The sequence below is a fragment of the Synechococcus sp. 1G10 genome, assembly GCF_002252625.1.
Taxonomy (GTDB): Bacteria; Cyanobacteriota; Cyanobacteriia; order PCC-6307; family Cyanobiaceae; genus Regnicoccus_A.
In genome coordinates this window covers 17,646-41,297 of record NZ_NQKW01000014.1, presented here as the reverse complement: position 1 = coordinate 41,297, position 23,652 = coordinate 17,646, and the positions used below count along the sequence as shown (strand labels likewise).

The following is a 23,652-nucleotide window of genomic DNA, read 5'->3' as shown; positions in this document are numbered from 1 at the left end:
CGCTGACTTCAGACGCTAGGCCGAGCGCTGTCATCTGGATCAAGCGGCAGCCCCCTCAGCGCCAGGGCGCCACGGCGGGCGGCCAGCAGCAGCGGATAAAGCGTGCGGCTGCGTTTCTCCTCGCCGAACACCGCTTTCAGCAGGCCCAGCAGGGCGGAACTGGGCCGCAACTTGACGCAGAGCCGCTGTACAGCTTCGGCCCCATGCCAGCAGCGCTCTCCCTCGATCAGAACGGCCCCGCTGGCCAGATCGAAGCCCTGTTGTTTGAGCCGCCGGCGCAACGCGTGATCGGCGCGGCCATCGATGATCTGCAGCTGGGGCAGCCCGCCACGCAGTTCGCCCATGGCGGCAAAGGTGCTGCAAAAGGGGCAGCCACCGTCGAACACCAGCCGGATGGTGCCGGGTTCAGCGCTGGCGGGTGTCGTTGAAGCGGCTGAAATCAAGACAGCGGAACTCGCTCTGGTCATCTCTGACGATATCGACGAAAGTTTCGTCGAAGCGGATCCGGCTGCTGTTGTAGGCGGCGCGTTTGTACACCGGGCTGCGCACCGTTTCATCGACGCCTTCGAATGCCACCAGCACCTCCCCGTGGGCATCGCGCAACCTGGCCTCGCTGAGGCCATGCAGGGGGCTGTCCTGCCCGATCGGGTGCATCACCGTCCACATCAGCTGGAAGAGGAAGGCTTCGTTGCGCACCAGCTCCAGTCGGTGCAGGCGGCGCATCGTTTCGCCCTCGGCGCTGCGTTCATCAATGGCCAGGTAGGCCTGCACCTGGGCACTCACCAGGTTGTTGTGGTGCACGTTGACGATGCGGAAGGTGAGACAGGGACTCCCATCCCAGGGCTGGACCGTCGCAACGTTGCTGAAGCGGATTTCCGCCCGGCTGCGGGAGAAGCGGGCGAACACCAGGCCGGTGGTAACGGCGGTGAACACCAGGCTCACGAAGGCCTGGAGGGTGACCAGAGCGTTCACCAGCGGCGAGACCGGGTGAAGCACGCCATAGCCGATCGAGCCCAGGGTCTGAACGCTGAAGAAGAAGGCATCGCTGAAGCCCGCCACCTGGCCCTGGGGCAGACCGCCGATGCCGGGGGCATCCAGCAGATAGAGCTGGGCGAAGACGACGTTGGTGCCCAGGTAGGCCAGGGCGATCAGCAGCAGGAAGCCAGGCCAGGGCACGGAGAGCATCAGCCGATAGGGCTCTCGCCACTGGCTGATCAGGCTGTCAAGGTTGGCGGCGCGGTAGACGCCATCGAGCTTGAGCAGGCGCACGGGGCGCAGGCGGCTTGATCGGGTCCGCAGGGGGCGGAAGGGGCTCATGGTGTCGGCAAGGGCGAGGCAGGGGAGCGCTCCGAACAGAGGGCACCATCGCCAACCGGGCCGCCTCAGATTAGTCAGAGGTTTTTGGGTGTTTCTCAGCCCAGCTCCAGGCAGGCCAGGCCGTAGATGTCCTGCAGAGGCAGCTCGGGAGGGGTGCCGCGATACATGCGCACGGTGCGCCCGGCGATCTGGAAGCCGCGCTGCTCAAGCAGGCGATGGGCCCTGGGATTCGCCTCGGGAGCATCAATCAGCACCGGTCCCGTGTGCTCGGAGCAGAGCCGATCGAGCAGGGCCCCTGCCAGCGGCGGGGCATCCGCCAGCAAGGGGCCCAGCCGCCAGCCAACGGCGCCGGCACCATCGGGCAGCAGGCAGGGCCTGATTCGCCCGAAGCCGCGGCAACACCCCAGTTCATCGCGCACCAGTTCCACGGTGCCGCTGCCCTGCCGCAGCCATTCCCCCAGGAAGTGGGGGCGCGGCGTGGCTTCGTGACGGGCGTCGTAGCTGAGCACCAGTTCATGGCTGCCGGCGTCCGCTCCCAGCTGAGCGGCGGCCACCACGCCATAGCCCGGCGGCAGCTGTCCACCGCTGCAGCGGGCGCGGCTGGCGGAGGGAAGGCGCCAGCGCAGGGTGTCATAGGCCGCCTTGAAGCCCCACTGGCCGTAGTCGATCAGCCGCTCGGGCGCCGCCTCCAGGCCGATGCAGGCCACCCCATCGAGATGGGCGAGGGCCTGACGCCAGAGCTCCACCCCGTAGCCACGTCCGCGGAAGGCCGGGCGGACAAGAAACAGACCGATGAATCCATAGCGCTCGTCGTAACGAATTCCTGCGATACATCCCACCGGCTCCTCGCTAAGGCACCCCACCCAGAGACCAGCGCCATCGGTATGGCGATACACACCGGCGTCCCCCAGTCCAGGGCAGAAACCTTCCTGCCGGGCCCATTCCGTCACCAGGGGCAGGTCGGACTCGACCATCGGCCGGATCGTGAAATCAGGACTGGCGACCAATGCGGCGACCCCTGGGATGCCTGATCGCAGACATCATGGCCGATTCGTTGTGCTCAGCTCTGGGCCTGGTGATGGCCTCCAGCTGGATGCCTGGGGAGCTGGTGAGTCGATCCGGTTTGAAGATCCATCGCGGCGGTGAGCCCGCCCAGGCAAAACCGTTGGAACGATGTGGCTTTCCGTCAAGCGGCTTGCGGCTTGCATTCGGTCATCAGTTGCTGGGGGTTGTTGGCCTGAACTGGCAGCTGTTTGCTGGTCAAAGCATCTGTTCGATTGCTATCATTCGGTTGATCCAAGACACGAACATCATGCTCACCGGACCTGACCTGCTCGCCAAGGTGAAGGAGATGGGTGATTCCTCCAAATCCGACCTGGTGCGCAGCTGTGGCTACGTGAGTTCCAAGAAAGACGGCAGCGAGCGGCTCAACTTCACGGCCTTCTACGAAGCGCTGCTGGAAGCCAAGGGCGTCAGCCTCGGCGTCGGCGGTGGAGCCGGTGCCGGCAAGAGTGGCCGCAAGCTCAGCTACGTCACCAAGGTTCAGTTCAACGGCAACCTGCTGATCGGCAAGGCCTACACCGCCTTGATCGACCTCAAGCCCGGCGATGAGTTCCAGATCAAGCTGGGCCGCAAGCAGATCCGTCTGGTTCCTGTCGGGGGCGACGACGAAGACGAGTGATCGTCTGAGCGCTGCAGCGGGCCATCGCACTGCAGCAGCAGGGATTTGCCGCCTGCCATCTCTTGTCTGAGAGCTGGGGCCTTCGGCTGAGGGCGCCAGCTCTCTCGTTGCTGGCCTCAGCGCCTGCGGCGCCAGAGTCCAAGCCATTCGTTATCCCGGCTGGGCAGTCCGTGTGGAGCGGGCCCCCACACTTCGGCGTCGAATCCGGCGTCGCTTAGTAGCTGGTTCACCCGCTCCGGTTGACAGCCGAACGGAGGTCCTCCGCTGCGGGAGTGGCACCAGAACAGGCCCAGCAGCCAGCCCCCTGCGGCCACCATTTCCCCCATGCTGTTGGCGTAGGCCTCCCGCAGGGATGGATCAATCGCGCAGAAGCAGGTGTGCTCCACCACGCCGATCATGCTGCCTGCTGCCAATCCCTCCTTGTGCAGTGCCATCGGGTCGAGGGCATCCACCTGCAGCCACTGACATGACGCTTCGGGCTGATCCAGTCGACGGGCCTCGCGCAGGGCTTCGGCGCTGATGTCGATCCCGGTCACCGTGAAGCCGAGGCTGGCCAGCAGCCGCGCGTCGTGGCCGCGGCCGCAACCGGGAACAAGCACCCGGCTCGGAGGCTGGGGTGCCAGTGGATGCTCCTGGAGAAAGTGCTGCAGCGGCGGAGCGGCCCGGCCCAGGTCCCAGCCATCACGACCCTGCAGATAACGCTGATCCCAGGCATCTGGTGTCAGGTCAGTGTCTTGCGTCGTCATGAGCCAGTTCCGCTGAAATTGGCGCCTGGGGGATGGATGGTCAGCGGCGTTGAGCGTCCCTGGATCCAGCCGCCGCCAAAAAGATTCGACCTTGAGGTCAATCGGTGCCCATTCCCGAGCTCTCTGATCTCTACGACGGAGCCTCTCCACTCGGCAGGCTTGAGTTCGGGATTCTCAGCTGCCGTGATGGCGCTGCGGAGCCATTCGCTTCGTTGCTCGTTGTTCCTACCGAATGCTTGCTTTCAGCAGGCATTCAGGCCAGCAAAGGAATGCGCGATGCTGGGTTCGAACCAGCGACATCCTGCTTGTAAGGCAGGCGCTCTACCGCTGAGCTAATCGCGCACAGCGCCATTCTGCCCCCACACCAGCCGCCTGCTTCCGCCATGGCCAGTGGCCGCAGCCATGACCGCGCCACCTGGCTGTTGAGCCTGCCCTTCGCGCTGCTGTGGATGCCTTGGCTGGGGCTGGCAGGGTTGGCGAGTGCCGCCGCTGGCTTCCTGGTGGGCGGCCTGTGGCTCTCGCCTGATCTCGACACCCGCTCCAACTCCAGCCGGCGCTGGGGTCCGCTCGCCCTGCTCTGGTGGCCTTACCGCCGCGGGCTGCGCCACCGCTCCCTGCTCTCCCACAGCCCGCTGCTGGGCTCGGCGCTGCGGCTGGCCTACCTGGCGGCGCTGCTGCTGGCGCTGAGTGCACTGCTCTCCCCCCTGGGTGCAGCTAGCCCAGGGCGGCTGCTGGAGATGGCGCATGGCCTCTGGAGCCAGCAGCGGCCCCTGCTGCTGGCGGCGCTGGTGGGGGTGGAGGCCAGCAGCTGGCTGCACCTGCTCCAGGATGGTGATCCCCTGCCGCGTCTGCCCCGGCTGCTGCGGCGGCGGCGCAGGGGGAGACGGGGTTAGGAGGGGAGTGAACTGTGGCCCAGTGGCCTGTGACCCGTCCCGATCCCCTCGCCCTGGAGGCCCTCGCCAAGCTGATCGCCGTCGTGGCGCGGCTGCGGGACCCGGAAGCCGGCTGCCCCTGGGACCTGGAGCAGACCCATGCCTCGCTGCTGCCCTACGTGCTGGAGGAGGCCCATGAGGTGGCTGACGCCATCCGTCATGGCGACGACCGGCATCTTGCTGAGGAACTCGGCGACCTGCTGCTGCAGGTGCTGCTGCACGCCCAGATCGCCAGCGAGGCAGGCCGCTTCGATCTCATGCAGATCAGCCGTGGTCTCCAGGACAAGCTGGTGCGGCGCCACCCCCATGTGTTTGCGGTGCCAGGCACAAGCACCGCCACCAACCGGGGCCTGACCGGTGACAGCGCCGCGGTGAAGGCCAGCTGGGAAGCGATCAAGGCCCAGGAGGCCACGGCCGAACCCTCCCGCAGTCCCCTCAGCGATCGCCTCGCTGCCAAGGTGCGCGGCCAGCCCGCCCTGGCCGCTGCCATGACCATCTCCCGCAAGGCCGCAGCAGCCGGCTTCGAGTGGGATTCGATCGAGGGGGTGTGGGGGAAGGTGCATGAGGAGCTCGATGAGCTCAAGCAGGCGGTGGCCAGCGGCGACCCGGTCCACGCCCAGGAGGAGCTGGGGGATGTGCTGTTCACGCTCGTGAACATGGCTCGCTGGTGCGGACTTGATCCGGAGGCCGGCCTGGCCGGCACGAACCACCGCTTCCTCGATCGCTTCTCCCGCGTCGAGGCGGCCCTGGACGGGACCCTGCAGGGCCAGAGCCTCCCTGAGCTGGAGGGGCTCTGGCAGCAGGCCAAGGCCGAGATCCGTGCGGAGGCCGAAGCTTCCAACCCACCAGCGTGAGCCGCTGGAGCCAGCGGCTCAGTCGTCGGGACGGGGAGGTTGGGAGCGGCGCTGGCCCTTGATCGCGCTCCGCAGCTTCTTGGCGCTCAGGCGCCGCTCCACCGAACCCCGGGTGGGCTTGGTGCGCCGGCGCGGCGGTGGTGGCGGTTCGATGGCGGAGCACAGCAGCTCCGCCAGCCGCCGCAGGGCCGCCTGACGGTTCTGCCACTGGGAGCGGTGCTCCGAAGCCGTGAGCACCAGCGCGCCATCCCGCAGACGTCCCTCCAGCCGCCGCAGGGCCCGGGCCTTGAGCAGGGGCGGCAGCGCCGTGGTGGCCGACAGGTCGAACACCAGCTCCACCCGTGAATCGGTGGTGTTCACCCCCTGGCCGCCTGGTCCCGAGGAGCGTGAGAAGCGCCAGCTCAGCTCCGCTGCCGGGATCACCAGTCGTTCGTTCAGGGGCAGGTCAGGCATCGATCACCCCGTGGTTCATCACAGCAGTGTCACCGCGCCGCTGGCGATGTCGAAGCAGGCGGGCTGGATGCGCAGCCGGTTTGCGCTCACCGCCTCCTGAAGCAGGGCGCTGCGCCGGCTCAGCTCCAGGGCGGAATGGCAGGCGTTGTGGCGGATCGCCTGGCTGAGGTCGTCGCCCGGCTGCAGCGCGGCTCGGATCGGCGTCACCAGGTGCTCCAGCAGCGGGGTGAGCGGTGCCTCGGCCAGGGCGGCAGTGACGGCGCCGCAGCCGCTGTGGCCCATCACCAGGATCAGCGGCACCGCCAGCTCCGCCACCGCGTACTCCAGCGAGGCGATGCCGTCATCGAAGGCGGTGTTGCCGGCGCAACGCACGTCGAACAGCTCCCCGGACCCCGAGACGAAGATCCACTCCGGCGAAACCCGGGAATCAGCGCAGCTCAGCAGGGCGGCCCAGGGCCTCTGGCCGCTGGCCATGGCGCTGGGGTCCAACTGACAACTGCTCTGCCAGAGGGCGTTCATCAGCGCGGTGCGCTCCTGGGCGCTGCCGGCTGTGGCGGCGGCCTGCCAGGCTCTGCTGAACTGGCGATTGCGCCGCAGCAGGCTGCTGAGCGGGTCGTCGTGGGGCGTGCAGGCTGAGAGGCTCTGCTCGAGCTCGGGCGTAAGCGCGCCGGCCTCCGCCCGGGCCGGGCCCAGCTCCGGCAGGGCCAGGGCGCTGGCCGCCAGGCCCGCGCGCTGCAGCCACTCCCGTCGGGTCAGCGTCATCGGCTCAGGCTCATGGATGGTGCGGGCCAAGGGATGCCCGGGTGACAGGGTGGTCCTCTGGAGGCTTAGCTAGGACCGCTCCGAGCGTCAGCAGCCATGGATTCAAGTGCTGGCTGGGTCGATGAAATTCACCAGGGGGTGCGCTACGGCCTCGAAGCCAGTGTGCTGCTGGAGCAGGCCAGCCCCTACCAGCGGGTCACGATCATCGACAGCCAGCGCTATGGCAAGGGGTTGCTGCTCGATGGCTGCTGGATGACGGCCGAAGGCCAGGAGCGCCACTACCACGAGCCGCTGGTTCATCCGGCCCTCTGCTCCGCCGCCGCCATCGAGCGGGTGCTGGTGATCGGCGGCGGCGATGGCGGCACGGCACGGGAGTGCCTGCGCCACCACGGTGTGCGCCACCTCGATCTGGTGGAGATCGACGGGCTGGTGGTGGAGTGCGCTCAGCGTTACCTGCCCTCCCTGGGGGGCGGCTGCTGGGACGATCCCCGCTTCCATCTGACCGTGGGGGATGGCATCGCCTGGGTGTCGGCTGCCGCCGCTGCCAGCTACGACGTGGTGATTGTGGACGGCTCCGATCCCGCTGGCCCCGCCGAAGGGCTGTTCAATCGCGCCTTCTTCCAGCACTGCCGCCGCCTGCTGCGGCCCGGCGGGGTGTTCGCCACCCAGAGCGAATCTCCGGAGGCTTTCCGTGAGGTGCACCTGGCCAGCGTGCGGCTGCTGCGGGAGGTGTTCGGCCATGCCGATCCGCTCTACGGCTGGGTGCCGATGTACCCCAGCGGCTGGTGGAGCTGGACCTTCGCCGCCAGCGACGGCCCCCGCTACCTGGAGCCCATCGCCGAGCGGGCGGCGGCGGTGGCGGCCGGCTGCGAGATCTGGTCGCCCCGCTGGCAGCGTGGCGCCTTCGATGCCATCCCGGCCGGCATTGAGCGGGCCCTGGCCCATCCCCAGGCCTGAGCTGATGCCCGTTTCCGCTGCACTGAACCTGCTCGAGGGCGACCTGTTCGACCGCGACGGCGCCATTTTCATGGGATCGCGGCGCGACCCCGAGGGTTGCCGGGTGGGCTTGTTCGGGGTGCCCTACGACGGCACCACCTCCTTCAGGCCGGGCACCCGCTTCGGGCCGGCGGCGATCCGGGAGGTGAGCAGCGGGCTGGAAACCTACGACCCACAGCTGGATCTCGATCTCGATGACCTCCCCTTCGCCGACCTGGGGGCGGTGGCCATTCCCTTCGGCGCGCCGGAGCCGGTGCTTGAGGCCGTGGGCGAGGCCACCCGGACGGTGCTGGAGCTGGAGCTGCGGCCGCTGATGCTCGGCGGTGAGCACTCGATCAGCAGTGGCGCCGTGGCCGCCGTGGCTGCCCGCTATCCCGACCTGGCCCTGGTGCAGCTCGATGCCCACGCCGATCTGCGCCAGAGCTGGCTGGGTGCACGCCACAGCCATGCCTGTGCCATGCGCCGCTGCCTGGAGGTGCTCCCCTCCGGTGATCTGCTGCAGGTGGCGATCCGCAGCGGCACCCGTGACGAGTTCGAGGAGTTGCGCCGCAGTGGCCGGCTGGTGGGGCAGGGCCCGGGTCTGTCGCTGCAGCCCGAGCGGTTGCAGGCGGAGCTGGCGGCAGCTCTGGCCCCGCTGCGGGGCCGGCCGATCTACCTCACCGTTGACCTCGACTGGTTTGATCCCGCCGTGCTGCCCGGCACCGGCACCCCTGAACCAGGTGGTTACCACTGGGGTCACTTCGCTGGGCTGCTGGAGGAGCTGCGCCACCAGCGGCTGGTGGCTGCCGATGTGGTCGAACTAGCCCCGGGGCTGGATCCCAGCGGCGTGAGCGCGGTGCTTGCCGCGAAGGTGACCCGCAGCCTGCTGCTGCTGCTGGGCCAGGCTCAGTAGGAATACGAACCGCTGGAGCGTTGCTCCCGCAGCCGTTCGTGCTGCTGCCCGATCAACACCACCGCCAGCGTGGGGTGGTTGTGCAGCAGGTTGAGAAAGTTCAGTCGGTCAAGCTTGACCAGCTCCACCGGAGTGCGGGCGATGGCCTCATTGCGGAAGTATCCCCCGTGCCAGGCGATGTCTTCGTAGCTGAACAGCTCGCCGTGGCGGTAGCAGAGGCGATTGCTCGTGGCGTCGATCAGTTCGACGATGCCCTTGCGGACTCCGTAGATGGCGCGGGCGAGATCACCTGGGTGAAACACATGAGAGCCGGTGGGCAGGGTGAGAGTTTCACCGTCCACCTGGGAAGCCATCAGTTCAACCGGCGTTGCGGGTGCGAGTGCAACCAATCATCCACCTCCATTCAGGGATCAGAACGTTCAGCATGGCGTGCGCTGCCTGCCTTGGCTGGCTAGCTGCGTTACACAATGCAGCGAATATTCAGCGAATATTCGACGAGTTCAAGCCACGCCCAGGGGTAGGTCAGCCAGCGGCCACCAGCAAGTCGGTGAGGGCGAGCTGGCGGTTGACCAGCAACGGAATCGCCACAGGAGCATGGTCGACGCTGGGGAGGCGCGGCGGACGGGGGGTCCAGTGGTGGCACCACAGATCCGCGGCCAGCTCGGAGTGGATCGCCAGCCGTCGCATCTGGCACCAGTTCTGCTCAGAGCCGCCGAAGGATGGCTCAGGTGTCTGGCAGTGGTTGCAGCTACGACAGTTCGGGCGCTGGCCCATGGGCACGACCCATTCAGGGCACTCAAGGTAAAGAGCTTTTGATTATTGGGCCAGTGGAAAGCCGAACCTGCTGGAAGTCTTCGGTATTGCCGGCAAGGCGCGCCCGGGACCGGGGCCTCCGGCCACTCGACCTGCGTCCATAGGATCCCGCCAGCAATCGCGACGGCCCATCCCATGGCGGACTCCCTGAAGCGAACTCCTCTGCATGTGGCCTGCCGCGATGCCGGCGCACGCCTGGTGCCCTTCGAGGGCTGGGAGATGCCTGTGCAATTCCAGGGGCTGGTGCAGGAACACAAGGCGGTGCGCGACTCCTGCGGCCTGTTCGACATCTCCCATATGGGAGTGCTGCGGCTTCGGGGTGATGGAGCCAAGGATGCCCTGCAGGCGCTGGTACCCAGCGACCTGTTCCGGATCGGCCCGGGCGAGGCCACCTACACCGTGATGCTCAACGAGGCCGGAGGCATCCGCGACGATCTGATCGTCTACGACCTCGGCCGGCCTGAAGACAGTGAAGGCCCTGCTGACGAACTGCTGGTGATCATCAACGCCGGCTGCGCCGAAGCCGACACCGCCTGGCTGCGCAGCCAGCTGGAGCCCGCTGGTCTGGTGATCAGCGACCGCAAGGGCGATGGAGTGCTGCTGGCCCTGCAGGGTCCTGAGGCGATCGCCCGGCTGGAGACCCTGGCCGGCGCCGATTTGAGTGGCCTGCCCCGCTTCGGCCACCGCAGCATCCACCTGAGCGGCACCGCTGTCGGGGATGCCGCCGGGGCCAGCGTCTTCGTGGCCCGCACGGGCTACACCGGAGAAGACGGCGTGGAGCTGCTGCTGGATCGCGCAGCCGGTGGCGCCCTCTGGGCCCAGCTGCTGGCGGAGGGGGTGACCCCCTGCGGCCTCGGTGCCCGCGACACCCTGCGCCTGGAGGCGGCGATGCACCTCTACGGCAGCGACATGGATGCCGCCACCACGCCGCTGGAGGCCTCCCTGGGCTGGCTCGTGCATCTGGAGATGCCTGCCGATTTCATCGGCCGTGACGTGCTGGAGCGCCAGAGCGCCGAGGGGGTGAGTCGGCGGCTGGTGGGGTTGAAGCTGCAGGGCCGGGCGATCGCGCGCCATGGCTACCCGGTGCTGCGCGATGGCCAGGTGGTGGGGGAGGTCACCAGCGGCACCTGGTCGCCCAGCCTGGGTGAGGCGATCGCCCTGGCCTACGTGCCGGCCGATGCCACCCGGCTGGGCACCGAACTGTCTGTGGAGATCCGCGGCAAGACTGAGCCTGCCGTGGTGGTGAAGCGGCCCTTCTACCGGCGGGGATGAAGAGGGGCCCTACCAATCAGCGGGCCTCCCATACGGCGTCCACCTTCACGCGACCATGGGGAGGCAGCAACGTGCGGCGAGGAGTGATGTTCTCATGGGAAAACCCATCTGCAGCCCCACTGAGGACCACGAACTTGTAATTGATCAGGCGTCCTGCGGAGCTATCGAAGGCAACTTCGCAGATCCATGTGTTGCGGTTGACATACTCCATGCCGTACGACCTGGCGGTATCCCAGAGACCAAGTTCCTCACAGTCGCCGGTGAGGGCGATCCGTTGCCCGGGATTGGTCTCCAGTCCGTTGAGCTGGAACGTGGCAACGACGGTTCCCGTGATCCGCTGACCCGGACAGCTGAACAGATGCGCCGCGCCGGCCTGCAATGACAAGGGGCCGATCCGGCCATCCAGGACGGCGATCTCCCGATTCGTCAGCGCACAGACCAGAGCCCCGCTCCCTAGCCGGCTGGGACCTTGAAGAGTGATCTGCGTATCGGCACCCTTGTTGAGGATGCAGAGCATATGTGAATCGCGATAGGTGCGCACAAACGCATAAATATCGTCGCTGACATAGAGCTGCTGATGGGATCCGAACGTGAATGCCTGATTAGCTCGACGCAGGTCGATGAGCTGCTGCACAATGTGGAACAGATCAGCGTCTTCGTCCCAAAGATCCATCATGGGGCGGTTGTAGGGGTCACGCCCTCCTTCGGTGTTGTTGACCAGATACTGTTCGGTTCCATAGAAGAGGCAGGGCACACCCCGCAGGCAGAACAGGAGAATCGTCGCCAGCTCCAAGCGACGCCTGTCTGGACAGATCGACAGGAAGCGCGGCATGTCGTGGTTGTCGATGAAGGTCACCAGCTCATTGGCTCGCCGATAGACGTGGTCGTACTCGAGAACGGACTGAACGAGCTGGAACCCGCCAGGCTGTGACCCCGAAAAGGCGAAGCGGATCCCATCACAGAGACCGAAGTCGAGGATCGACATCCCGGTCTTATTGGCATATTCAATCGTGCGGGCATCCCAGGGTTTGCCAAATCCGTATTCACCAAAAATGAAGAGATCAGGCTTATGGGATTTCATGTCAGACGTGAATTCCTGCCAGAACCAGACAGGCATGTGCTTCAATGTGTCAACACGCAGGGCATCAACGCCGATATCAATCCATTGCCGGATGGCTTGCTTGATATAGTTACGATAAGCGATATTCTTATCATTAAAGGTTGCAAGCCCACACATCTCGTGATGGATCAGCTGGAACTCATCCTCCCAGTCAGTTATTTCTGGATAGTGATAATAAAAGCCTTCTGGATCGTTGTTATAGTCTGCCAGGGGTACGCCATCGTCAAAGACGACCCCCTTGGAGCCGTTGATATCCGGGGAGCTGTGGTTGCAGACAACGTCCAGAATCAGTTTGATGCCAGCTGCGTGCAAGGCCGCCACCAGCTCTCGGAGTGTGGAAGAGTGAAGGAGGCTGTTGGATTCTTCCGTGGGCAGGAAGCGGGGGTTGATGCGCTTGAAGTCCTTGGTCCAGTACCCATGCATAGGGGTACGGTCGAACTGCATATCGTCGACTTGTTCGAACAGGGGTGACAGCCACACCGCTGTAATGCCAAGGTTCTGAAGATAGGGAACCTTATCAATTATGCCCTTGAGATTGCCGCCCCAATACTTCCCCCATTGCATCCAGGTCTTGTCATAAAGGCCTGGCATGTCCCCGCGATCCCAGAGACCGCGGCGCTCTTCTTCATCACTGGTGGCGTCATTGAATCGATCGACGATCAGAAAATAAATGACCTCCTCGCGGAACTCCAGTTCATTCCTGGCCAATGCATCCAGATTCGTCGCTGGTCGCGCAGAGGATTGCGCCATGGAATAAGAGGGGAATGGGTATAACCAGGTTGTACTGCAAATCCGTTTACGTTGCCACTGCGGTCCATCAGGGCTGCAGCTTCACAGACGGACATCGAGATTTGCGGTTTCAGTTTTTGGTTGCGATCGTCTCTTTGATGAATGGCGGTTCGCCAGTTGAAAATGGCACCGTGTTACCGGCTGTCTCCCAGCACGAATCAGGTAGGCCACACCAGCTCGGGCACTGACTGTCGATGGCGGCACGGCGGCAGCGGAGAATCCGCCATGGGAAACTCGCTGGTTAGTTACGGATTTCCAAGATGCGCAGCCATGGGTGCGGCGATCTGCGCAGTGAGGCCAGCGGGCAGGTTGTGCGGCTCTCCGGCTGGGTGGACCGGAGCCGTGACCACGGAGGGTTGATCTTCATCGACCTGCGCGACCGCAGCGGCACCGTGCAGATCACGGTGGATCCCGACCTGGGAGCCGAGGCCTTCCCCGTGGCTGAGCACCTGCGCAACGAGACAGTGATCCAGGTGACGGGGCGGGTGAGGGTCCGACCGGACGAATCGGTCAATACGAAGCTGGTCACCGGCGCCGTGGAGGTGCTGGCCAGCGCCATCACGGTGCTGAACAGCGTGAAGGGCACCCTGCCCTTCCAGGTCTCGGTGCATGAGGATGAGACCGTGCGCGAGGAGCTGCGGCTGCGTCACCGCTACCTCGACCTGCGCCGCGAGCGCATGAACGGCAACCTGCGTCTGCGGGCCCGCACGATCCAGGCCGCCCGCCGCTTCCTCGAAGACCAGGGCTTCATCGAGGTGGAAACCCCGGTGCTTACCCGCTCCACCCCCGAGGGTGCCCGCGACTATCTGGTGCCCTCGCGGGTGTGTGGCGGCGAGTGGTTCGCCCTGCCCCAGTCGCCGCAGCTGTTCAAGCAGCTGCTGATGGTGGGCGGCATCGAGCGTTACTACCAGGTGGCCCGCTGCTTCCGCGACGAAGACCTCAGGGCCGACCGCCAGCCGGAATTCACCCAGCTGGACATCGAGATGAGCTTCATGGGCCAGGAGGAGATCCTCGAGCTCAACGAAGCCCTGATCGCCACGATCTGGAAGGCCGTGAAGGGGGTCGAGCTGCCGCGCCCCTTCCCCCGACTCAGCTGGCATGAGGCCATGGAGCGCTACGGCACAGACCGTCCCGACACCCGCTACGGCATGGAGCTCACCAACGTGAGCGACCTGGTGGCCGGCATGGGCTTCAAGGTTTTCTCGGGCGCGGTGGCGGCGGGCGGTTCCGTGAAGTGCATCGCTGTGCCTGGCGGCAATGAGGCCCTCAGCAATGTGCGCATCAAGCCCGGCGGTGACGTGTTCAGCGAGGCCCAGGCCGCGGGGGCCGGTGGCCTGGCCTTCATCCGCGTGCGCGAGGGCGGCGAGATCGACACGATCGGCGCCATCAAGGACAACCTCAGCGCCACCACCAAGGCCGACTTGCTGCAGCGCACCGGCGCCGTGCCTGGCACCCTGCTGCTCTTCGGCGCCGGCGACACCGCCACGGTGAACAAGGCCCTCGACAGGGTGCGTCAGTTCCTGGCCCGTGAGCTGAAGCTGGTGCCGCCCGAGCGGGGGAACGCTACCTGGAACTTCCTCTGGGTGGTGGATTTCCCGATGTTCGAGTTCAACGCCGGCGAGAACCGCCTCGAGGCGCTGCACCATCCCTTCTGCGCCCCCAATACCGACGACCTCGGCAGCGATCCGGCTCAGTGGGCGGCCACCCTGCCCACGGCCCGCGCCCAGGCCTACGACCTGGTGCTCAACGGCCTGGAACTGGGGGGCGGCTCCCTGCGCATCCACGATTCGGCCCTGCAGCGTCAGGTGCTGCAGACCATCGGTCTGCCCCCGGAGGAGGGCGAGCGCCAGTTCGGCTTCCTGATGGAGGCTCTCGACATGGGCGCACCGCCCCACGGCGGTCTGGCCTTCGGGATCGATCGCATGGTGATGCTGCTGGCCGGCGAGGAGTCGATCCGCGACACGATCGCCTTCCCCAAGACCCAGCAGGCCCGCTGCCTGCTCACCCAGGCCCCCGCCGACGTCGCCCCCCAGCAACTGGAGGATCTGCACGTGGCCAGCACCTGGGTGGACGACAGCATGGGTTGAGACCCCACCGCACCGGAGCACTGCCGCCATGACCAGACGCTTCCGGGCCCGACTCCTGCGCTGGATCCCAGACCGGCGGTCGGCACGATTCCAGCTGACGCTGATCATCTGGAGCGTTCTGATCCCCACCTTCATCATCAGCAACGCGATCATCTATGCCGAGGCGGCCTCGATCGTCACGGTTACCACCGAGCGTCAGCTGATCAATGAAACTCGTTTCCTGAGCTTCATGACGGAGCGCTGGGTCTCCACCATTCGCACCCTGATGACGATCCTCGCTTCCAACGAAGGCATCAGGAATCTCGACCCGCTGCCGACCAGGGATCTTCTCGCCAGAGCCAACGCCTTGCATCCCACCAGGCAATGGCGGTTGTTCGACCGGGATCTCCGCCTGGTGGCGCATTCCGGAAACTTCACCGCTCCACAGGTTCTCTCGGCCGATGATCGCGCCGATCTCCACTTCACCCTCAAGAACGGCAAGCAGACCTTTTCGATCAACGATTCGGGCTCGCTGCAACCGGGTTCCCAGTGCCTCACCGGCACCGAACCGGTGTATGAGCCCACGGTGAATCGCGGGCAGCCATCAGGAAGGCGGCCGATCGGAGTTCTCTCGCTCTGCATCGACATCGCTCGTCTGGGAGTGGATACAGGGCTGAACGCCGTGGACCGCCGCACCGACACCTTCAGCCCGGCGGGGGCCACCAACACCATGCGGGTGGATCAGGGCGACTATTCCGGTACGGCCTTCATGGTGCTCACCCAGCGGGGGCAGCTCCTCTTCCCGACCGAAACCGTTGGTGACGGCACTCAGGGGAGGACGTACCCGGGGACACCCGAGCAGTTCCGCACGGGACCTTGGGGGCCGTTCATCCGCCTGGCCGAGCTGCATCAGCACGACGACGACGTTCAGACCCTGACGGTCAACGGCAGGAAGTTCTTTCTGATCAGCAACCTGGCGGACAACCTCTGGACCACCATCAGAGTGGTGGATGAGGGAACGGTGTTCCGCAGGTTTCATGGCACGATCCGAAAACTTTATCTGCTTGAGGCCATCATCCTGATTCTGATTACTCTGGCCATCCATATCCTTGGCGGCAGGCTGGTCAGTCCGCTGAGGATTGCCAGCCAGAAACTAAAGCTGATCAGCGAGGGTGATTTTGATGCGCAGATTGCCCATCGCCGCCATGATGAGATCGGCGCCCTGTTCGATGACATCAATGATACGGCCTTGCGTCTCAAGCAACTGGTGGCCAAGGAATCAGCGCTCGCAGTAACGAAACAGCAACTCGAGACCGCACGAGCGATTCAAAAGAGTTTCCTGGTGGAGCAATTGCCAACCTCGGAGCACTTCGAGATCGCCGCTTCATTCGCTCCAGCCTATGAGATCGGCGCCGACTGGTACGACGCCCTCCGAATTGGCGAACGCTCCTATGTGGTGATCGCTGATGTCTGCGACAAAGGGGTCGGCTCCGCCCTGTTCATGTCCGTCTTTCGAACGCTTCTGCGCTACAGCCTGCTGCAACTGTCCAGCGAGCGGAAGAGCCCGGACGGGGTTGATCTCTCCGCCGTGATGAGCCTCGTGAACGAATACATGGCAACCACGCATGGATCGTCCACCATGTTCGCCACGGTGTTTCTGGCGGCATACAACCCTGCGGCCCGCACTCTCTCCTACGTCACGGCAGGGCACGAGCCGCCACTGATCCTGCGATCCCACGCCCTGACAAGCCTCGAGATCACCGGTCCCGCCATCGGCATCTTCGAAGGGGCCAGCTTCCAGTGCCGGCATGTGGCGTTCTGCACCGGCGACCTGCTGTTCGCCTACACCGACGGCCTCACGGATGCCCGTTCCCCGCAGGATGCCCCATGGGGCATCGGCTCTCTCCGGGATCTGCTGCTCAGCCTCGATGGCGACGACCTGAGCCCGAGCATGGCCGTGGAGCACGTGAACGCGGAAGTGGAGCGGCACATGGCGGGAGCCCAGCAGTTCGACGACCTAACCGTTCTCTCGATCAAGGCCGTGTAGCGGACGGCTACGAAGCGCAACACGGCGCACACAGCGGCCACCTTCCGAGCTAAAACGGAATCAATCCGCTTAAGCACGATGACCAGCAGCGCTCCTCCGATCGACATCGGCATCAGCAGCGACCAGCGCGAGCAGATCGCCGCCGGGCTCGGCCGCCTCCTGGCCGACAGCTACGTGCTCTACGGCAAGACCCACGGCTTTCACTGGAATGTGACCGGGCCGATGTTCAACACGCTCCACCTGATGTTCATGGGGCAGTACACCGAGCTCTGGAACGCGCTCGACGTGATCGCCGAGCGCATCCGCGCCCTCGGCTGCCCAGCGCCGTTCGGCGGCTCCCGCTTCGCGGCCCTCTCCTCGATCGAGGAAACCCAGGGCCATCCCGCCGCGCTCGAGATGGTGCGGGAGCTGGTGCTCGGCCATGAGGCTGTGGCCCGCACCGCCCGCAGCCTCTTCCCGCTGGTGGAAACAGCCGGCGACCAGCCCACCGCCGACCTGCTCACCCAGCGGCTGCAGATCCACGAGAAAACTGCCTGGATGTTGCGCAGTCTCCTTGAGGCCTGAATCCCCTGGGCCTGCCGCCAGGCCGTATTGCCCGCGCAGCGGGCGCGACGGCCAGAGCCAGGCCCAGGGGATTCAGGCAAGGAGCCTTGAGACGGGCTCGATAGATTGAAGTGTCTGCTGTGCCTGGTCCACCGCCCATGACCAAGTTCGTCTTTGTGACCGGCGGGGTGGTTTCGAGCATCGGCAAGGGCATCGTGGCGGCGAGCCTGGGGCGGCTGCTTAAGTCCCGGGGCTACAGCGTCTCGATCCTCAAGCTCGACCCTTACCTGAATGTGGATCCGGGCACGATGAGCCCGTACCAGCACGGCGAGGTGTTCGTCACCCAGGACGGTGCCGAGACCGACCTTGACCTGGGCCACTACGAGCGCTTCACCGACACCGCCATGTCGCGCCTGAACAGCGTGACCACTGGCTCGATCTACCAGGCGGTGATCAACAAGGAACGCCGCGGTGACTACCACGGCGGCACCGTGCAGGTGATCCCCCACATCACCGGAGAGATCCGCGAACGCATCCACCGGGTGGCCGCCGACAGCGGAGTGGATGTGGTGATCACCGAGATCGGCGGCACTGTTGGTGACATCGAATCCCTGCCGTTCCTTGAGGCCATCCGTGAGTTTCGCGGCGATGTGGGCCGCCGCGACCTCGCCTACGTACATGTCACCCTGCTGCCCTACATCGGCACCTCCGGCGAGATCAAGACCAAGCCCACCCAGCACTCGGTCAAGGAGCTGCGCTCGATCGGCATCCAGCCCGATCTGCTGGTCTGCCGCTGCGATCGGCCCATCAGCGAGGAGCTCAAGGCCAAGATCGGCGGCTTCTGCGGTGTCCTCCGTGAAGCGGTGATTCCCGCCCGCGACGCCGACAGCATCTATGCGGTGCCGATCGCCCTGGAGCAGGAGGGGCTCTGCCGTCAGGTGCTCGAGGTGCTGGAACTTGAAGATCGCGACAGCGACATGGAGCGCTGGGAGGCCCTGGTGCAGAAACTGCGCAACCCCGGCACGCCGGTGAAGGTGGCGCTGGTGGGCAAGTATGTGCAGCTCAACGACGCCTACCTCTCGGTTGTGGAGGCCCTGCGCCATGCCTGCATTGATCGGGAGGCCTGCCTCGACCTGCACTGGGTCTCCGCCGAGCAGATCGAGACCCAGGGCGCCGAAGCGCTGCTGCGCGGCATGGATGCCGTGGTGGTTCCGGGCGGCTTCGGCCATCGGGGTGTGGATGGCAAGGTGGCTGCGATCCGCTGGGCCCGCGAAGAGAGGGTGCCCTTCCTGGGCCTCTGCCTCGGTATGCAGTGCGCGGTGATCGAGTGGGCGCGCAACCTCGCCGGTCTGGCGGGCGCCACCAGCGCCGAGCTCGACCCCGACAGCCTCCACCCTGTGATTCATCTGCTGCCGGAGCAGCAGGATGTGATCGATCTGGGCGGCACGATGCGCCTCGGCGTCTACCCGTGCCGCCTGACGGCGGGCACCATCGCCGCCAGCCTGTACGGCGAGGAGGTGGTCTACGAGCGGCATCGCCACCGCTATGAGTTCAACAACGCCTACCGCAACCTCTTCCAGGCAGGCGGCTACACCATCAGTGGCACCTCACCCGATGGCCGGCTGGTGGAACTGATCGAGCTGAACGACCACCCCTTCTTTGCCGCCTGCCAATACCACCCCGAATTCCTGTCGCGCCCCGGCAAGCCCCATCCCCTTTTCCGCGGATTGATCGCGGCAGCGCAGGGGCGGCGTGGCGAAGCCAGCCCCAACGGCCAGGAGCAGCAGGCAGAAGCACTACCGCAGGAGATGCCGGTGGGGGCCTGAGCGCCCAGCTGGAGGGGATGGAGCTGCTGCTGGCTGAGCCCATCAAAGACTGCCTACCCATTGCCGATTACGCCCTCCATGTGGAGTGGCCTGGCCTGTTGCGGACTTTCTGCGGATCGATTCCGCAACCCAGCTTGCTGGTTAACCAGTAAACTTAATTACCAGCAAGCTGGGTTGCGGCGATGAAAACGACTCTGGATCTGCCGGACCACCTCGTGTACCAGGCCAAGCAACGGGCCCTCCAGCAGGGGCGCACGCTCAGGGAACTGGTGGCTGAGTACATCCGTCAGGGGCTCCATGGCTCCACGGCAGCCTCTGCGCCCGCCGCCATCGATGGCGTGAGGATTGATCTTGCGGGGCTGCCGGTGTTCCGCTGTGAGCCCTCCAGCGGCAAAGCGGGGATCGGTCTGGCAGCGGCATTGCAACTGGAGCAGGAGTGCCTGATGCAGGAGGACCGCCGCCGTGCCGGCCTGCCTGCTTGATGTGAATGTGTGGCTGGCGGCTGCCTTCGAGGCCCATCCAGCCCATCGCACCGCCCAGGCGGTACTGGTTCGATCCACACCCGCGGCTCCGGCCCTGTTCTGCCGTGCCACCCAGCAGAGCTTCCTACGGCTGGCCTCCACCCCGACGATCTTCAAGGCTTACCAAGCCACCGCGATCACCAATCAGGATGCTCTGGCTGTGCTGCACGCCTTCCAGGTGCTGCCCCAGGTGGACATGGTGGACGAGCCGCTCGGGATGGAGGCGCTCTGGTGGCGCCTGGCGGGGCTTGCTGAGGCCGCACCGAAACGGTGGATGGACGCCTACCTGGCGGCCTTCGCCATCACCAGCTCCACCCAGATGATCACGCTGGATCAGGACTTTCGGCAGTTCCTGGGTGCGGGGCTCGATCTGGAGTTGCTCCAGCCCGATGTGAGCGGCGGGGTTTGAGGCGAAAGGAGCGCCTGTGCGGGGATCGAGGCCTTTCGTTGTGCCGCTGGGCGTCCGGTCTCCGCTTCCTAGGGTGAGTTTCGTTTGCGCCCTGGCCGTGCCCCCAGCCGGACTCCCGGTGGTGGAAACATTCCACTCCCTTCAGGGTGAGGGAGTGCACGCTGGCCGCAGCGCTTTCTTCATCCGGCTGGCCGGCTGCTCGGTGGGCTGCAGCTGGTGTGACACCAAGCACTCCTGGCCGGCGGCCGCCCATCCCCACCGTCACTTCCAGGATCTGGCGGTGGACACCGCGGCTGCTGCTGCTGCCGGTGCCGCCTTTGTGGTGATCACCGGCGGTGAACCCCTGCATCACAACCTCGATCCGCTCTGCGCTGCCCTGCGGCAAGCAGCCGGCTCCAGCTCCAGGCAGCTCCCCCTGCACCTGGAGACCAGCGGCGTCGACCCGCTCTCCGGCCGCTTCGAGTGGATCACTCTTTCGCCCAAGCGCCACCGGCCGCCCACCGCCGAGCTGTTGGCGGCCTGCCACGAGCTCAAGGTGGTGATCCACGAGAGCGCTGATCTGGCCTTCGCTGAAACGATGGCTGCCGCTGCGTGCTCCGCCCGCCCGGCGGATGGAGCCATGCCCCAGCTGCTGCTGCAGCCTGCCTGGGGAAGTGCGGCGGGCCAGGAGCTGGCGATCCAGCACGTGCGCCGCAACCCGGCCTGGCGCCTCAGCCTGCAGAGCCACAAATGGCTTGGGCTGCGCTGAGGGCGGGCCCCAGCGATCCCGCAAACTGTCAGCGAGTGAGCAACGCGGGCGTGGAGAAGCTGCAGAGCCTTCGGGGCATGGTGGATCTGCTGCCGGAGCAGATGCCCCTGTGGCAGCAGATTGAAGCCACGGTCCGCGCCCAGTTCGAGCGGGCCGCCCTGCGGGAGATCCGCACACCGCTGCTGGAGGTCACCGAGCTGTTCGCCCGGGGCATCGGCGAAGCCACCGACGTGGTGGGCAAGGAGATGTACACCTTCCTCGATCGGGGTGAGCGCAGCTGCACCCTGCGGCCTGAGGGCACCGCTTCGGTGGTGCGTGCCGCCCTGCAGCATGGCCTGCTCAGCCAGGGGGCCCAGCGACTCTGGTACACGGGGCCGATGTTCCGCTACGAGCGGCCCCAGGCTGGGCGGCAGCGCCAGTTCCACCAGGTGGGGATCGAGCTGCTCGGCTTCGCCGACACCCGCAGTGACGCCGAGGCGATCGCGATCGCCTGGGATCTGCTGATGGAACTTGGGGTCGGCGGCCTGGCGCTGGAACTCAATTCCCTCGGTGATCCGGCCGATCGCGCCGCCTATCGCACCACCCTGGTGAGCTGGCTGCAGCAGCACCAGGAGCAACTCGATGCCGATTCAAGGGAGCGGATCACGACCAATCCCCTGCGCATCCTCGACAGCAAGAACACCGACACCCAGGCGGTTCTGGCCGAGGCCCCGCTGCTGATCGACAGCCTGAGCGAGGCCAGCCGTGAACGATTCGATGCTGTGCTCCGCAGCCTCGACGCCCTGGAGATTCCTTATCAGCTCAATCCCCGGCTGGTGCGCGGCCTCGACTACTACACCCACACCGCCTTCGAAATCACCAGCAGCCAGCTCGGCGCCCAGGCCACCGTCTGTGGCGGCGGCCGCTACGACGGCCTGATCGAGCAGCTGGGCGGCCCGCCCACGGCCGCGATCGGCTGGGCGATCGGCCTGGAGCGGCTGGTGCTGCTGCTGGCTCAGGCTCAGGCCGCCGGCACTGTCGCCCTCGCTCCACCCACTCCAGACGTTTATCTGGTCAGCCGCGGCGAGCAGGCCGAGCGCCAGGCGCTGGTGCTCTCCCGCCAGTTGCGCCAGGCCGGCCGAAGCGTGGAGCTCGATCTCACTCGGGCCGCCTTCGGCAAGCAGCTCAAGCGGGCCGACCGCTCCGGCGCCCCCTGGGCCGTGGTGATCGGTGAGGGAGAAGCCGAGCAGGGGGTCGTGCTGCTCAAGGACCTGCGCCGAGGCGGCAACGCCGCTGAGGCAGTGAGTTTGGAGCAGCGACTGTCTGCAGAACAGCTGATGAAAGCCTTGAGCAGGTCTTAGACCGCTGGTTCGCGCTCTTGTGCCACAGGGCATTCCGAATAGCTGCTGATCGACCGATTGGCAAACCGTGGAAAGATCGTGTCACATTTTGCATGGCGCAGCGTTGATGGCTGAGGTCTTGTCGGTTCATCGCATCTGCTGCATCGGTGCCGGCTATGTGGGAGGGCCAACCATGGCTGTCATCGCCGATCGCTGCCCCCAGATCCAGGTCACGCTCGTGGACCTCAACGCTGAGCGGATTGCCGCCTGGAATGCGGACGATCTCAGCTGTCTGCCGGTTTACGAGCCGGGGCTGGCTGAGGTGGTGGGCCGCTGCCGAGGACGCAACCTCCACTTCACCACAGAGGTGAATGGGGCGATCGCCGACGCCGACATGGTCTTTCTGTCGGTGAACACACCCACCAAGACCCGGGGGCTGGGCGCTGGCCAGGCCTCCGACCTGCGCTGGATCGAGGCCTCAGCCCGCACGGTGGCGGCTCAGGCCACGGGTCACACGATCGTGGTGGAGAAGAGCACCCTGCCAGTGCGTACCGCCGAGGCGGTCAAGGAGATTCTGTCGGCCTCCCAGGTAGGGGGAAACGGTTCGGCCAAAACCTTCTCGGTGCTCTCTAACCCCGAGTTCCTGGCGGAGGGCACCGCCATCCCCGATCTGGAGGATCCCGATCGGGTGCTGATCGGTGGTGAGGATCCGCAGGCGATCGAAGCCCTGGCGGAGATCTACCAGCACTGGGTCAGTCCGCAGCGGATCCTGCGCACCAACCTCTGGAGCAGCGAGCTTTCCAAGCTCACGGCCAATGCCTTCCTGGCCCAGCGCATCTCCTCGATCAATGCCATCGGCGCTCTCTGCGAGGCCACGGGTGCGGATGTGAAGGAGGTGGCCCGGGCGATCGGCGCGGATTCGCGCCTTGGGCCGAAGTTTCTCTCCGCCGGTCCAGGCTTCGGTGGCAGTTGCTTCCGTAAAGACATTCTCAATCTGGTCTATCTGTGCCGCCATTACGGCCTGGAGGAGGCTGCTCACTATTGGGAGCAGGTGGTGGATCTGAACAGCTGGCAGCAACAGCGCATCGCCAGGCTGGTGGTCAGCAAGTTGTTCGGCACTGTGAGTGGCAAGCGGCTGGCGGTGCTGGGTTTTGCCTTCAAGGCCGACACCAACGACACCCGGGAATCACCCGCCATCGGCATCTGCCGCGACCTGCTGGAGGAGGGGGCTCACCTCGCGATTCATGACCCGAAGGTGGATCCCAGCCAGATTGCCCGGGACCTGGGCTGTGCGGCATCGGCCTCAGCAGACGGCCTGGGAGGTGACGGCAGCTGGGAGTCGTCACCGTCGGATCTGGAGGCCGTGGCGGGAGCCGATGCTGTGATTGTTCTGACCGAATGGGCGAGTTTTCGTGATATCAATTGGGCGGTGATTGCCTCCCGCATGCGACGGCCCGCCTGGCTGTTTGATGTGCGTGCCATCACGGATGCCACGGCGGCCCGGGCGGCTGGGCTTAGGGTCTGGCGTATCGGAGAAGGCTGACCG

The 23,652-nt window shown here is 65.8% G+C and carries 24 protein-coding genes and 1 tRNA gene; 15 read left to right on the top strand and 10 right to left on the bottom strand.

Annotated features, from left to right (window positions below):
• Positions 1-8: 8 nt before the first annotated feature.
• The 3 genes from CJZ82_RS12110 to CJZ82_RS12100 form a co-directional block, all read right to left on the bottom strand.
• The gene (locus CJZ82_RS12110; RefSeq protein ID WP_094556029.1) at positions 9-443 is read right to left on the bottom strand and encodes a DCC1-like thiol-disulfide oxidoreductase family protein; all 435 of its coding nucleotides are present in this window, start codon (positions 441-443) and stop codon (positions 9-11) included.
• The gene (locus CJZ82_RS12105) at positions 406-1,317 is read right to left on the bottom strand and encodes an ion channel (RefSeq protein WP_094556028.1); all 912 of its coding nucleotides are present in this window, start codon (positions 1,315-1,317) and stop codon (positions 406-408) included. Before CJZ82_RS12105 ends, CJZ82_RS12110 begins: the two co-directional genes overlap by 38 nt.
• Positions 1,318-1,412: 95 nt before the next feature.
• On the bottom strand, positions 1,413-2,291 hold the full coding sequence (locus tag CJZ82_RS12100; RefSeq protein WP_094556059.1) for a GNAT family N-acetyltransferase: 879 nt from the start codon (positions 2,289-2,291) through the stop codon (positions 1,413-1,415).
• A 338-nt stretch (positions 2,292-2,629) separates the two neighbouring features.
• Between CJZ82_RS12100 and CJZ82_RS12095 the strand changes: the two genes are divergently transcribed.
• Positions 2,630-2,998: an AbrB family transcriptional regulator gene (locus CJZ82_RS12095; protein WP_094556058.1), complete on the top strand. Its 369-nt coding sequence runs from the start codon at positions 2,630-2,632 to the stop codon at positions 2,996-2,998.
• A gap of 116 nt (positions 2,999-3,114) precedes the next feature.
• Here CJZ82_RS12095 and CJZ82_RS12090 read toward each other — a convergent pair whose 3' ends face one another.
• Complete coding sequence (locus CJZ82_RS12090) at positions 3,115-3,744, bottom strand: methyltransferase domain-containing protein (protein WP_094556027.1); 630 nt, start codon at positions 3,742-3,744, stop codon at positions 3,115-3,117.
• 270 nt (positions 3,745-4,014) lie between these two features.
• Positions 4,015-4,086, bottom strand: a tRNA-Val gene (locus CJZ82_RS12085).
• 41 nt (positions 4,087-4,127) lie between these two features.
• On the opposite strand from CJZ82_RS12085, the gene CJZ82_RS12080 reads away from it, so the two are divergent.
• Positions 4,128-4,637: a DUF2227 family putative metal-binding protein gene (locus CJZ82_RS12080; protein ID WP_094556026.1), complete on the top strand. Its 510-nt coding sequence runs from the start codon at positions 4,128-4,130 to the stop codon at positions 4,635-4,637.
• Between the two features lie 29 nt (positions 4,638-4,666).
• Positions 4,667-5,530, top strand: coding sequence for a nucleoside triphosphate pyrophosphohydrolase (mazG, locus tag CJZ82_RS12075; protein ID WP_094556057.1), 864 nt, complete (start codon positions 4,667-4,669; stop codon positions 5,528-5,530).
• Between the two features lie 18 nt (positions 5,531-5,548).
• On the opposite strand, the gene arfB is transcribed toward mazG, so the two are convergent.
• Entirely contained in the window at positions 5,549-5,983 is a 435-nt protein-coding gene (gene arfB / locus CJZ82_RS12070) for an alternative ribosome rescue aminoacyl-tRNA hydrolase ArfB (protein ID WP_094556025.1), read from the bottom strand.
• A gap of 18 nt (positions 5,984-6,001) precedes the next feature.
• Positions 6,002-6,745 (bottom strand): carbonic anhydrase, encoded by a 744-nt coding sequence (locus CJZ82_RS12065; RefSeq protein WP_094556056.1) that lies wholly within the window; start codon positions 6,743-6,745, stop codon positions 6,002-6,004.
• A gap of 96 nt (positions 6,746-6,841) precedes the next feature.
• On the opposite strand from CJZ82_RS12065, the gene speE reads away from it, so the two are divergent.
• A complete protein-coding gene (speE, locus tag CJZ82_RS12060) occupies positions 6,842-7,702 on the top strand; it encodes a polyamine aminopropyltransferase (protein ID WP_094556024.1) in 861 nt (286 codons plus the stop codon).
• 4 nt (positions 7,703-7,706) lie between these two features.
• Complete coding sequence (gene speB, locus CJZ82_RS12055; RefSeq protein ID WP_094556055.1) at positions 7,707-8,633, top strand: agmatinase; 927 nt, start codon at positions 7,707-7,709, stop codon at positions 8,631-8,633.
• Here speB and CJZ82_RS12050 read toward each other — a convergent pair.
• Complete coding sequence (locus tag CJZ82_RS12050; protein ID WP_094556023.1) at positions 8,627-8,986, bottom strand: Crp/Fnr family transcriptional regulator; 360 nt, start codon at positions 8,984-8,986, stop codon at positions 8,627-8,629. The two genes, speB and CJZ82_RS12050, sit on opposite strands and share 7 nt — an antisense overlap.
• 169 nt (positions 8,987-9,155) lie before the next feature.
• Positions 9,156-9,407 carry a hypothetical protein gene (locus tag CJZ82_RS12045; RefSeq protein ID WP_094556022.1) on the bottom strand — a complete coding sequence of 84 codons (252 nt, stop codon included), beginning with the start codon at positions 9,405-9,407 and terminating at the stop codon, positions 9,156-9,158.
• A 174-nt stretch (positions 9,408-9,581) separates the two neighbouring features.
• Here CJZ82_RS12045 and gcvT point away from each other — a divergent pair, with 174 nt between their 5' ends.
• Positions 9,582-10,718 carry a glycine cleavage system aminomethyltransferase GcvT gene (gcvT, locus tag CJZ82_RS12040; protein WP_094556021.1) on the top strand — a complete coding sequence of 379 codons (1,137 nt, stop codon included), beginning with the start codon at positions 9,582-9,584 and terminating at the stop codon, positions 10,716-10,718.
• 16 nt (positions 10,719-10,734) lie between these two features.
• Here gcvT and CJZ82_RS12035 read toward each other — a convergent pair whose 3' ends face one another.
• Entirely contained in the window at positions 10,735-12,588 is a 1,854-nt protein-coding gene (locus tag CJZ82_RS12035) for an alpha-amylase family glycosyl hydrolase (RefSeq protein WP_094556020.1), read from the bottom strand.
• 299 nt (positions 12,589-12,887) lie between these two features.
• On the opposite strand from CJZ82_RS12035, the gene aspS reads away from it, so the two are divergent.
• The 9 genes from aspS to CJZ82_RS11990 all read left to right on the top strand — a co-directional run bounded on the left by aspS (position 12,888) and on the right by CJZ82_RS11990 (position 23,649).
• Positions 12,888-14,714, top strand: a complete 1,827-nt coding sequence (aspS, locus tag CJZ82_RS12030) for an aspartate--tRNA ligase (RefSeq protein ID WP_094556019.1) — start codon at positions 12,888-12,890, stop codon at positions 14,712-14,714.
• 28 nt (positions 14,715-14,742) lie between these two features.
• The gene (locus CJZ82_RS12025) at positions 14,743-16,740 is read left to right on the top strand and encodes a SpoIIE family protein phosphatase (protein WP_094556018.1); all 1,998 of its coding nucleotides are present in this window, start codon (positions 14,743-14,745) and stop codon (positions 16,738-16,740) included.
• Between the two features lie 78 nt (positions 16,741-16,818).
• On the top strand, positions 16,819-17,304 hold the full coding sequence (locus CJZ82_RS12020; RefSeq protein ID WP_094556017.1) for a Dps family protein: 486 nt from the start codon (positions 16,819-16,821) through the stop codon (positions 17,302-17,304).
• Positions 17,305-17,441: 137 nt separating this feature from the next.
• The gene (locus CJZ82_RS12015) at positions 17,442-19,109 is read left to right on the top strand and encodes a CTP synthase (protein WP_094556016.1); all 1,668 of its coding nucleotides are present in this window, start codon (positions 17,442-17,444) and stop codon (positions 19,107-19,109) included.
• Positions 19,110-19,291: 182 nt separating this feature from the next.
• Positions 19,292-19,591 (top strand): hypothetical protein, encoded by a 300-nt coding sequence (locus CJZ82_RS12010; RefSeq protein ID WP_094556015.1) that lies wholly within the window; start codon positions 19,292-19,294, stop codon positions 19,589-19,591.
• Complete coding sequence (locus CJZ82_RS12005; RefSeq protein WP_094556014.1) at positions 19,572-20,039, top strand: TA system VapC family ribonuclease toxin; 468 nt, start codon at positions 19,572-19,574, stop codon at positions 20,037-20,039. The genes CJZ82_RS12010 and CJZ82_RS12005 overlap by 20 nt, the downstream gene beginning before the upstream one ends.
• A 73-nt stretch (positions 20,040-20,112) precedes the next feature.
• Complete coding sequence (locus CJZ82_RS12000; protein ID WP_233130222.1) at positions 20,113-20,787, top strand: 7-carboxy-7-deazaguanine synthase QueE; 675 nt, start codon at positions 20,113-20,115, stop codon at positions 20,785-20,787.
• 50 nt (positions 20,788-20,837) lie between these two features.
• On the top strand, positions 20,838-22,127 hold the full coding sequence (hisS, locus tag CJZ82_RS11995) for a histidine--tRNA ligase (protein WP_094556053.1): 1,290 nt from the start codon (positions 20,838-20,840) through the stop codon (positions 22,125-22,127).
• A gap of 106 nt (positions 22,128-22,233) precedes the next feature.
• A complete protein-coding gene (locus tag CJZ82_RS11990) occupies positions 22,234-23,649 on the top strand; it encodes a nucleotide sugar dehydrogenase (RefSeq protein ID WP_094556013.1) in 1,416 nt (471 codons plus the stop codon).
• Positions 23,650-23,652: the final 3 nt, after the last annotated feature.

What these genes read in the sequence shown, in the direction of transcription:
- gcvT (WP_094556021.1), top strand. Translation starts at nt 9,582, where the DNA reads ATGGCGGACTCCCTGAAGCGAACTCCTCTGCATGTGGCCTGCCGCGAT.
- CJZ82_RS12025 (WP_094556018.1), top strand. Translation starts at nt 14,743, where the DNA reads ATGACCAGACGCTTCCGGGCCCGACTCCTGCGCTGGATCCCAGACCGG.
- aspS (WP_094556019.1), top strand. Translation starts at nt 12,888, where the DNA reads ATGCGCAGCCATGGGTGCGGCGATCTGCGCAGTGAGGCCAGCGGGCAG.
- speE (WP_094556024.1), top strand. Translation starts at nt 6,842, where the DNA reads ATGGATTCAAGTGCTGGCTGGGTCGATGAAATTCACCAGGGGGTGCGC.
- CJZ82_RS12095 (WP_094556058.1), top strand. Translation starts at nt 2,630, where the DNA reads ATGCTCACCGGACCTGACCTGCTCGCCAAGGTGAAGGAGATGGGTGAT.
- CJZ82_RS12065 (WP_094556056.1), bottom strand. Translation starts at nt 6,745, where the DNA reads ATGACGCTGACCCGACGGGAGTGGCTGCAGCGCGCGGGCCTGGCGGCC.
- CJZ82_RS11990 (WP_094556013.1), top strand. Translation starts at nt 22,234, where the DNA reads ATGGCTGAGGTCTTGTCGGTTCATCGCATCTGCTGCATCGGTGCCGGC.
- CJZ82_RS12035 (WP_094556020.1), bottom strand. Translation starts at nt 12,588, where the DNA reads ATGGCGCAATCCTCTGCGCGACCAGCGACGAATCTGGATGCATTGGCC.
- CJZ82_RS12100 (WP_094556059.1), bottom strand. Translation starts at nt 2,291, where the DNA reads ATGGTCGAGTCCGACCTGCCCCTGGTGACGGAATGGGCCCGGCAGGAA.
- CJZ82_RS12050 (WP_094556023.1), bottom strand. Translation starts at nt 8,986, where the DNA reads ATGGCTTCCCAGGTGGACGGTGAAACTCTCACCCTGCCCACCGGCTCT.
- CJZ82_RS12090 (WP_094556027.1), bottom strand. Translation starts at nt 3,744, where the DNA reads ATGACGACGCAAGACACTGACCTGACACCAGATGCCTGGGATCAGCGT.
- arfB (WP_094556025.1), bottom strand. Translation starts at nt 5,983, where the DNA reads ATGCCTGACCTGCCCCTGAACGAACGACTGGTGATCCCGGCAGCGGAG.
- CJZ82_RS12045 (WP_094556022.1), bottom strand. Translation starts at nt 9,407, where the DNA reads ATGGGCCAGCGCCCGAACTGTCGTAGCTGCAACCACTGCCAGACACCT.
- CJZ82_RS12010 (WP_094556015.1), top strand. Translation starts at nt 19,292, where the DNA reads ATGAAAACGACTCTGGATCTGCCGGACCACCTCGTGTACCAGGCCAAG.
- CJZ82_RS12015 (WP_094556016.1), top strand. Translation starts at nt 17,442, where the DNA reads ATGACCAAGTTCGTCTTTGTGACCGGCGGGGTGGTTTCGAGCATCGGC.
- speB (WP_094556055.1), top strand. Translation starts at nt 7,707, where the DNA reads ATGCCCGTTTCCGCTGCACTGAACCTGCTCGAGGGCGACCTGTTCGAC.
- CJZ82_RS12105 (WP_094556028.1), bottom strand. Translation starts at nt 1,317, where the DNA reads ATGAGCCCCTTCCGCCCCCTGCGGACCCGATCAAGCCGCCTGCGCCCC.
- CJZ82_RS12020 (WP_094556017.1), top strand. Translation starts at nt 16,819, where the DNA reads ATGACCAGCAGCGCTCCTCCGATCGACATCGGCATCAGCAGCGACCAG.
- CJZ82_RS12080 (WP_094556026.1), top strand. Translation starts at nt 4,128, where the DNA reads ATGGCCAGTGGCCGCAGCCATGACCGCGCCACCTGGCTGTTGAGCCTG.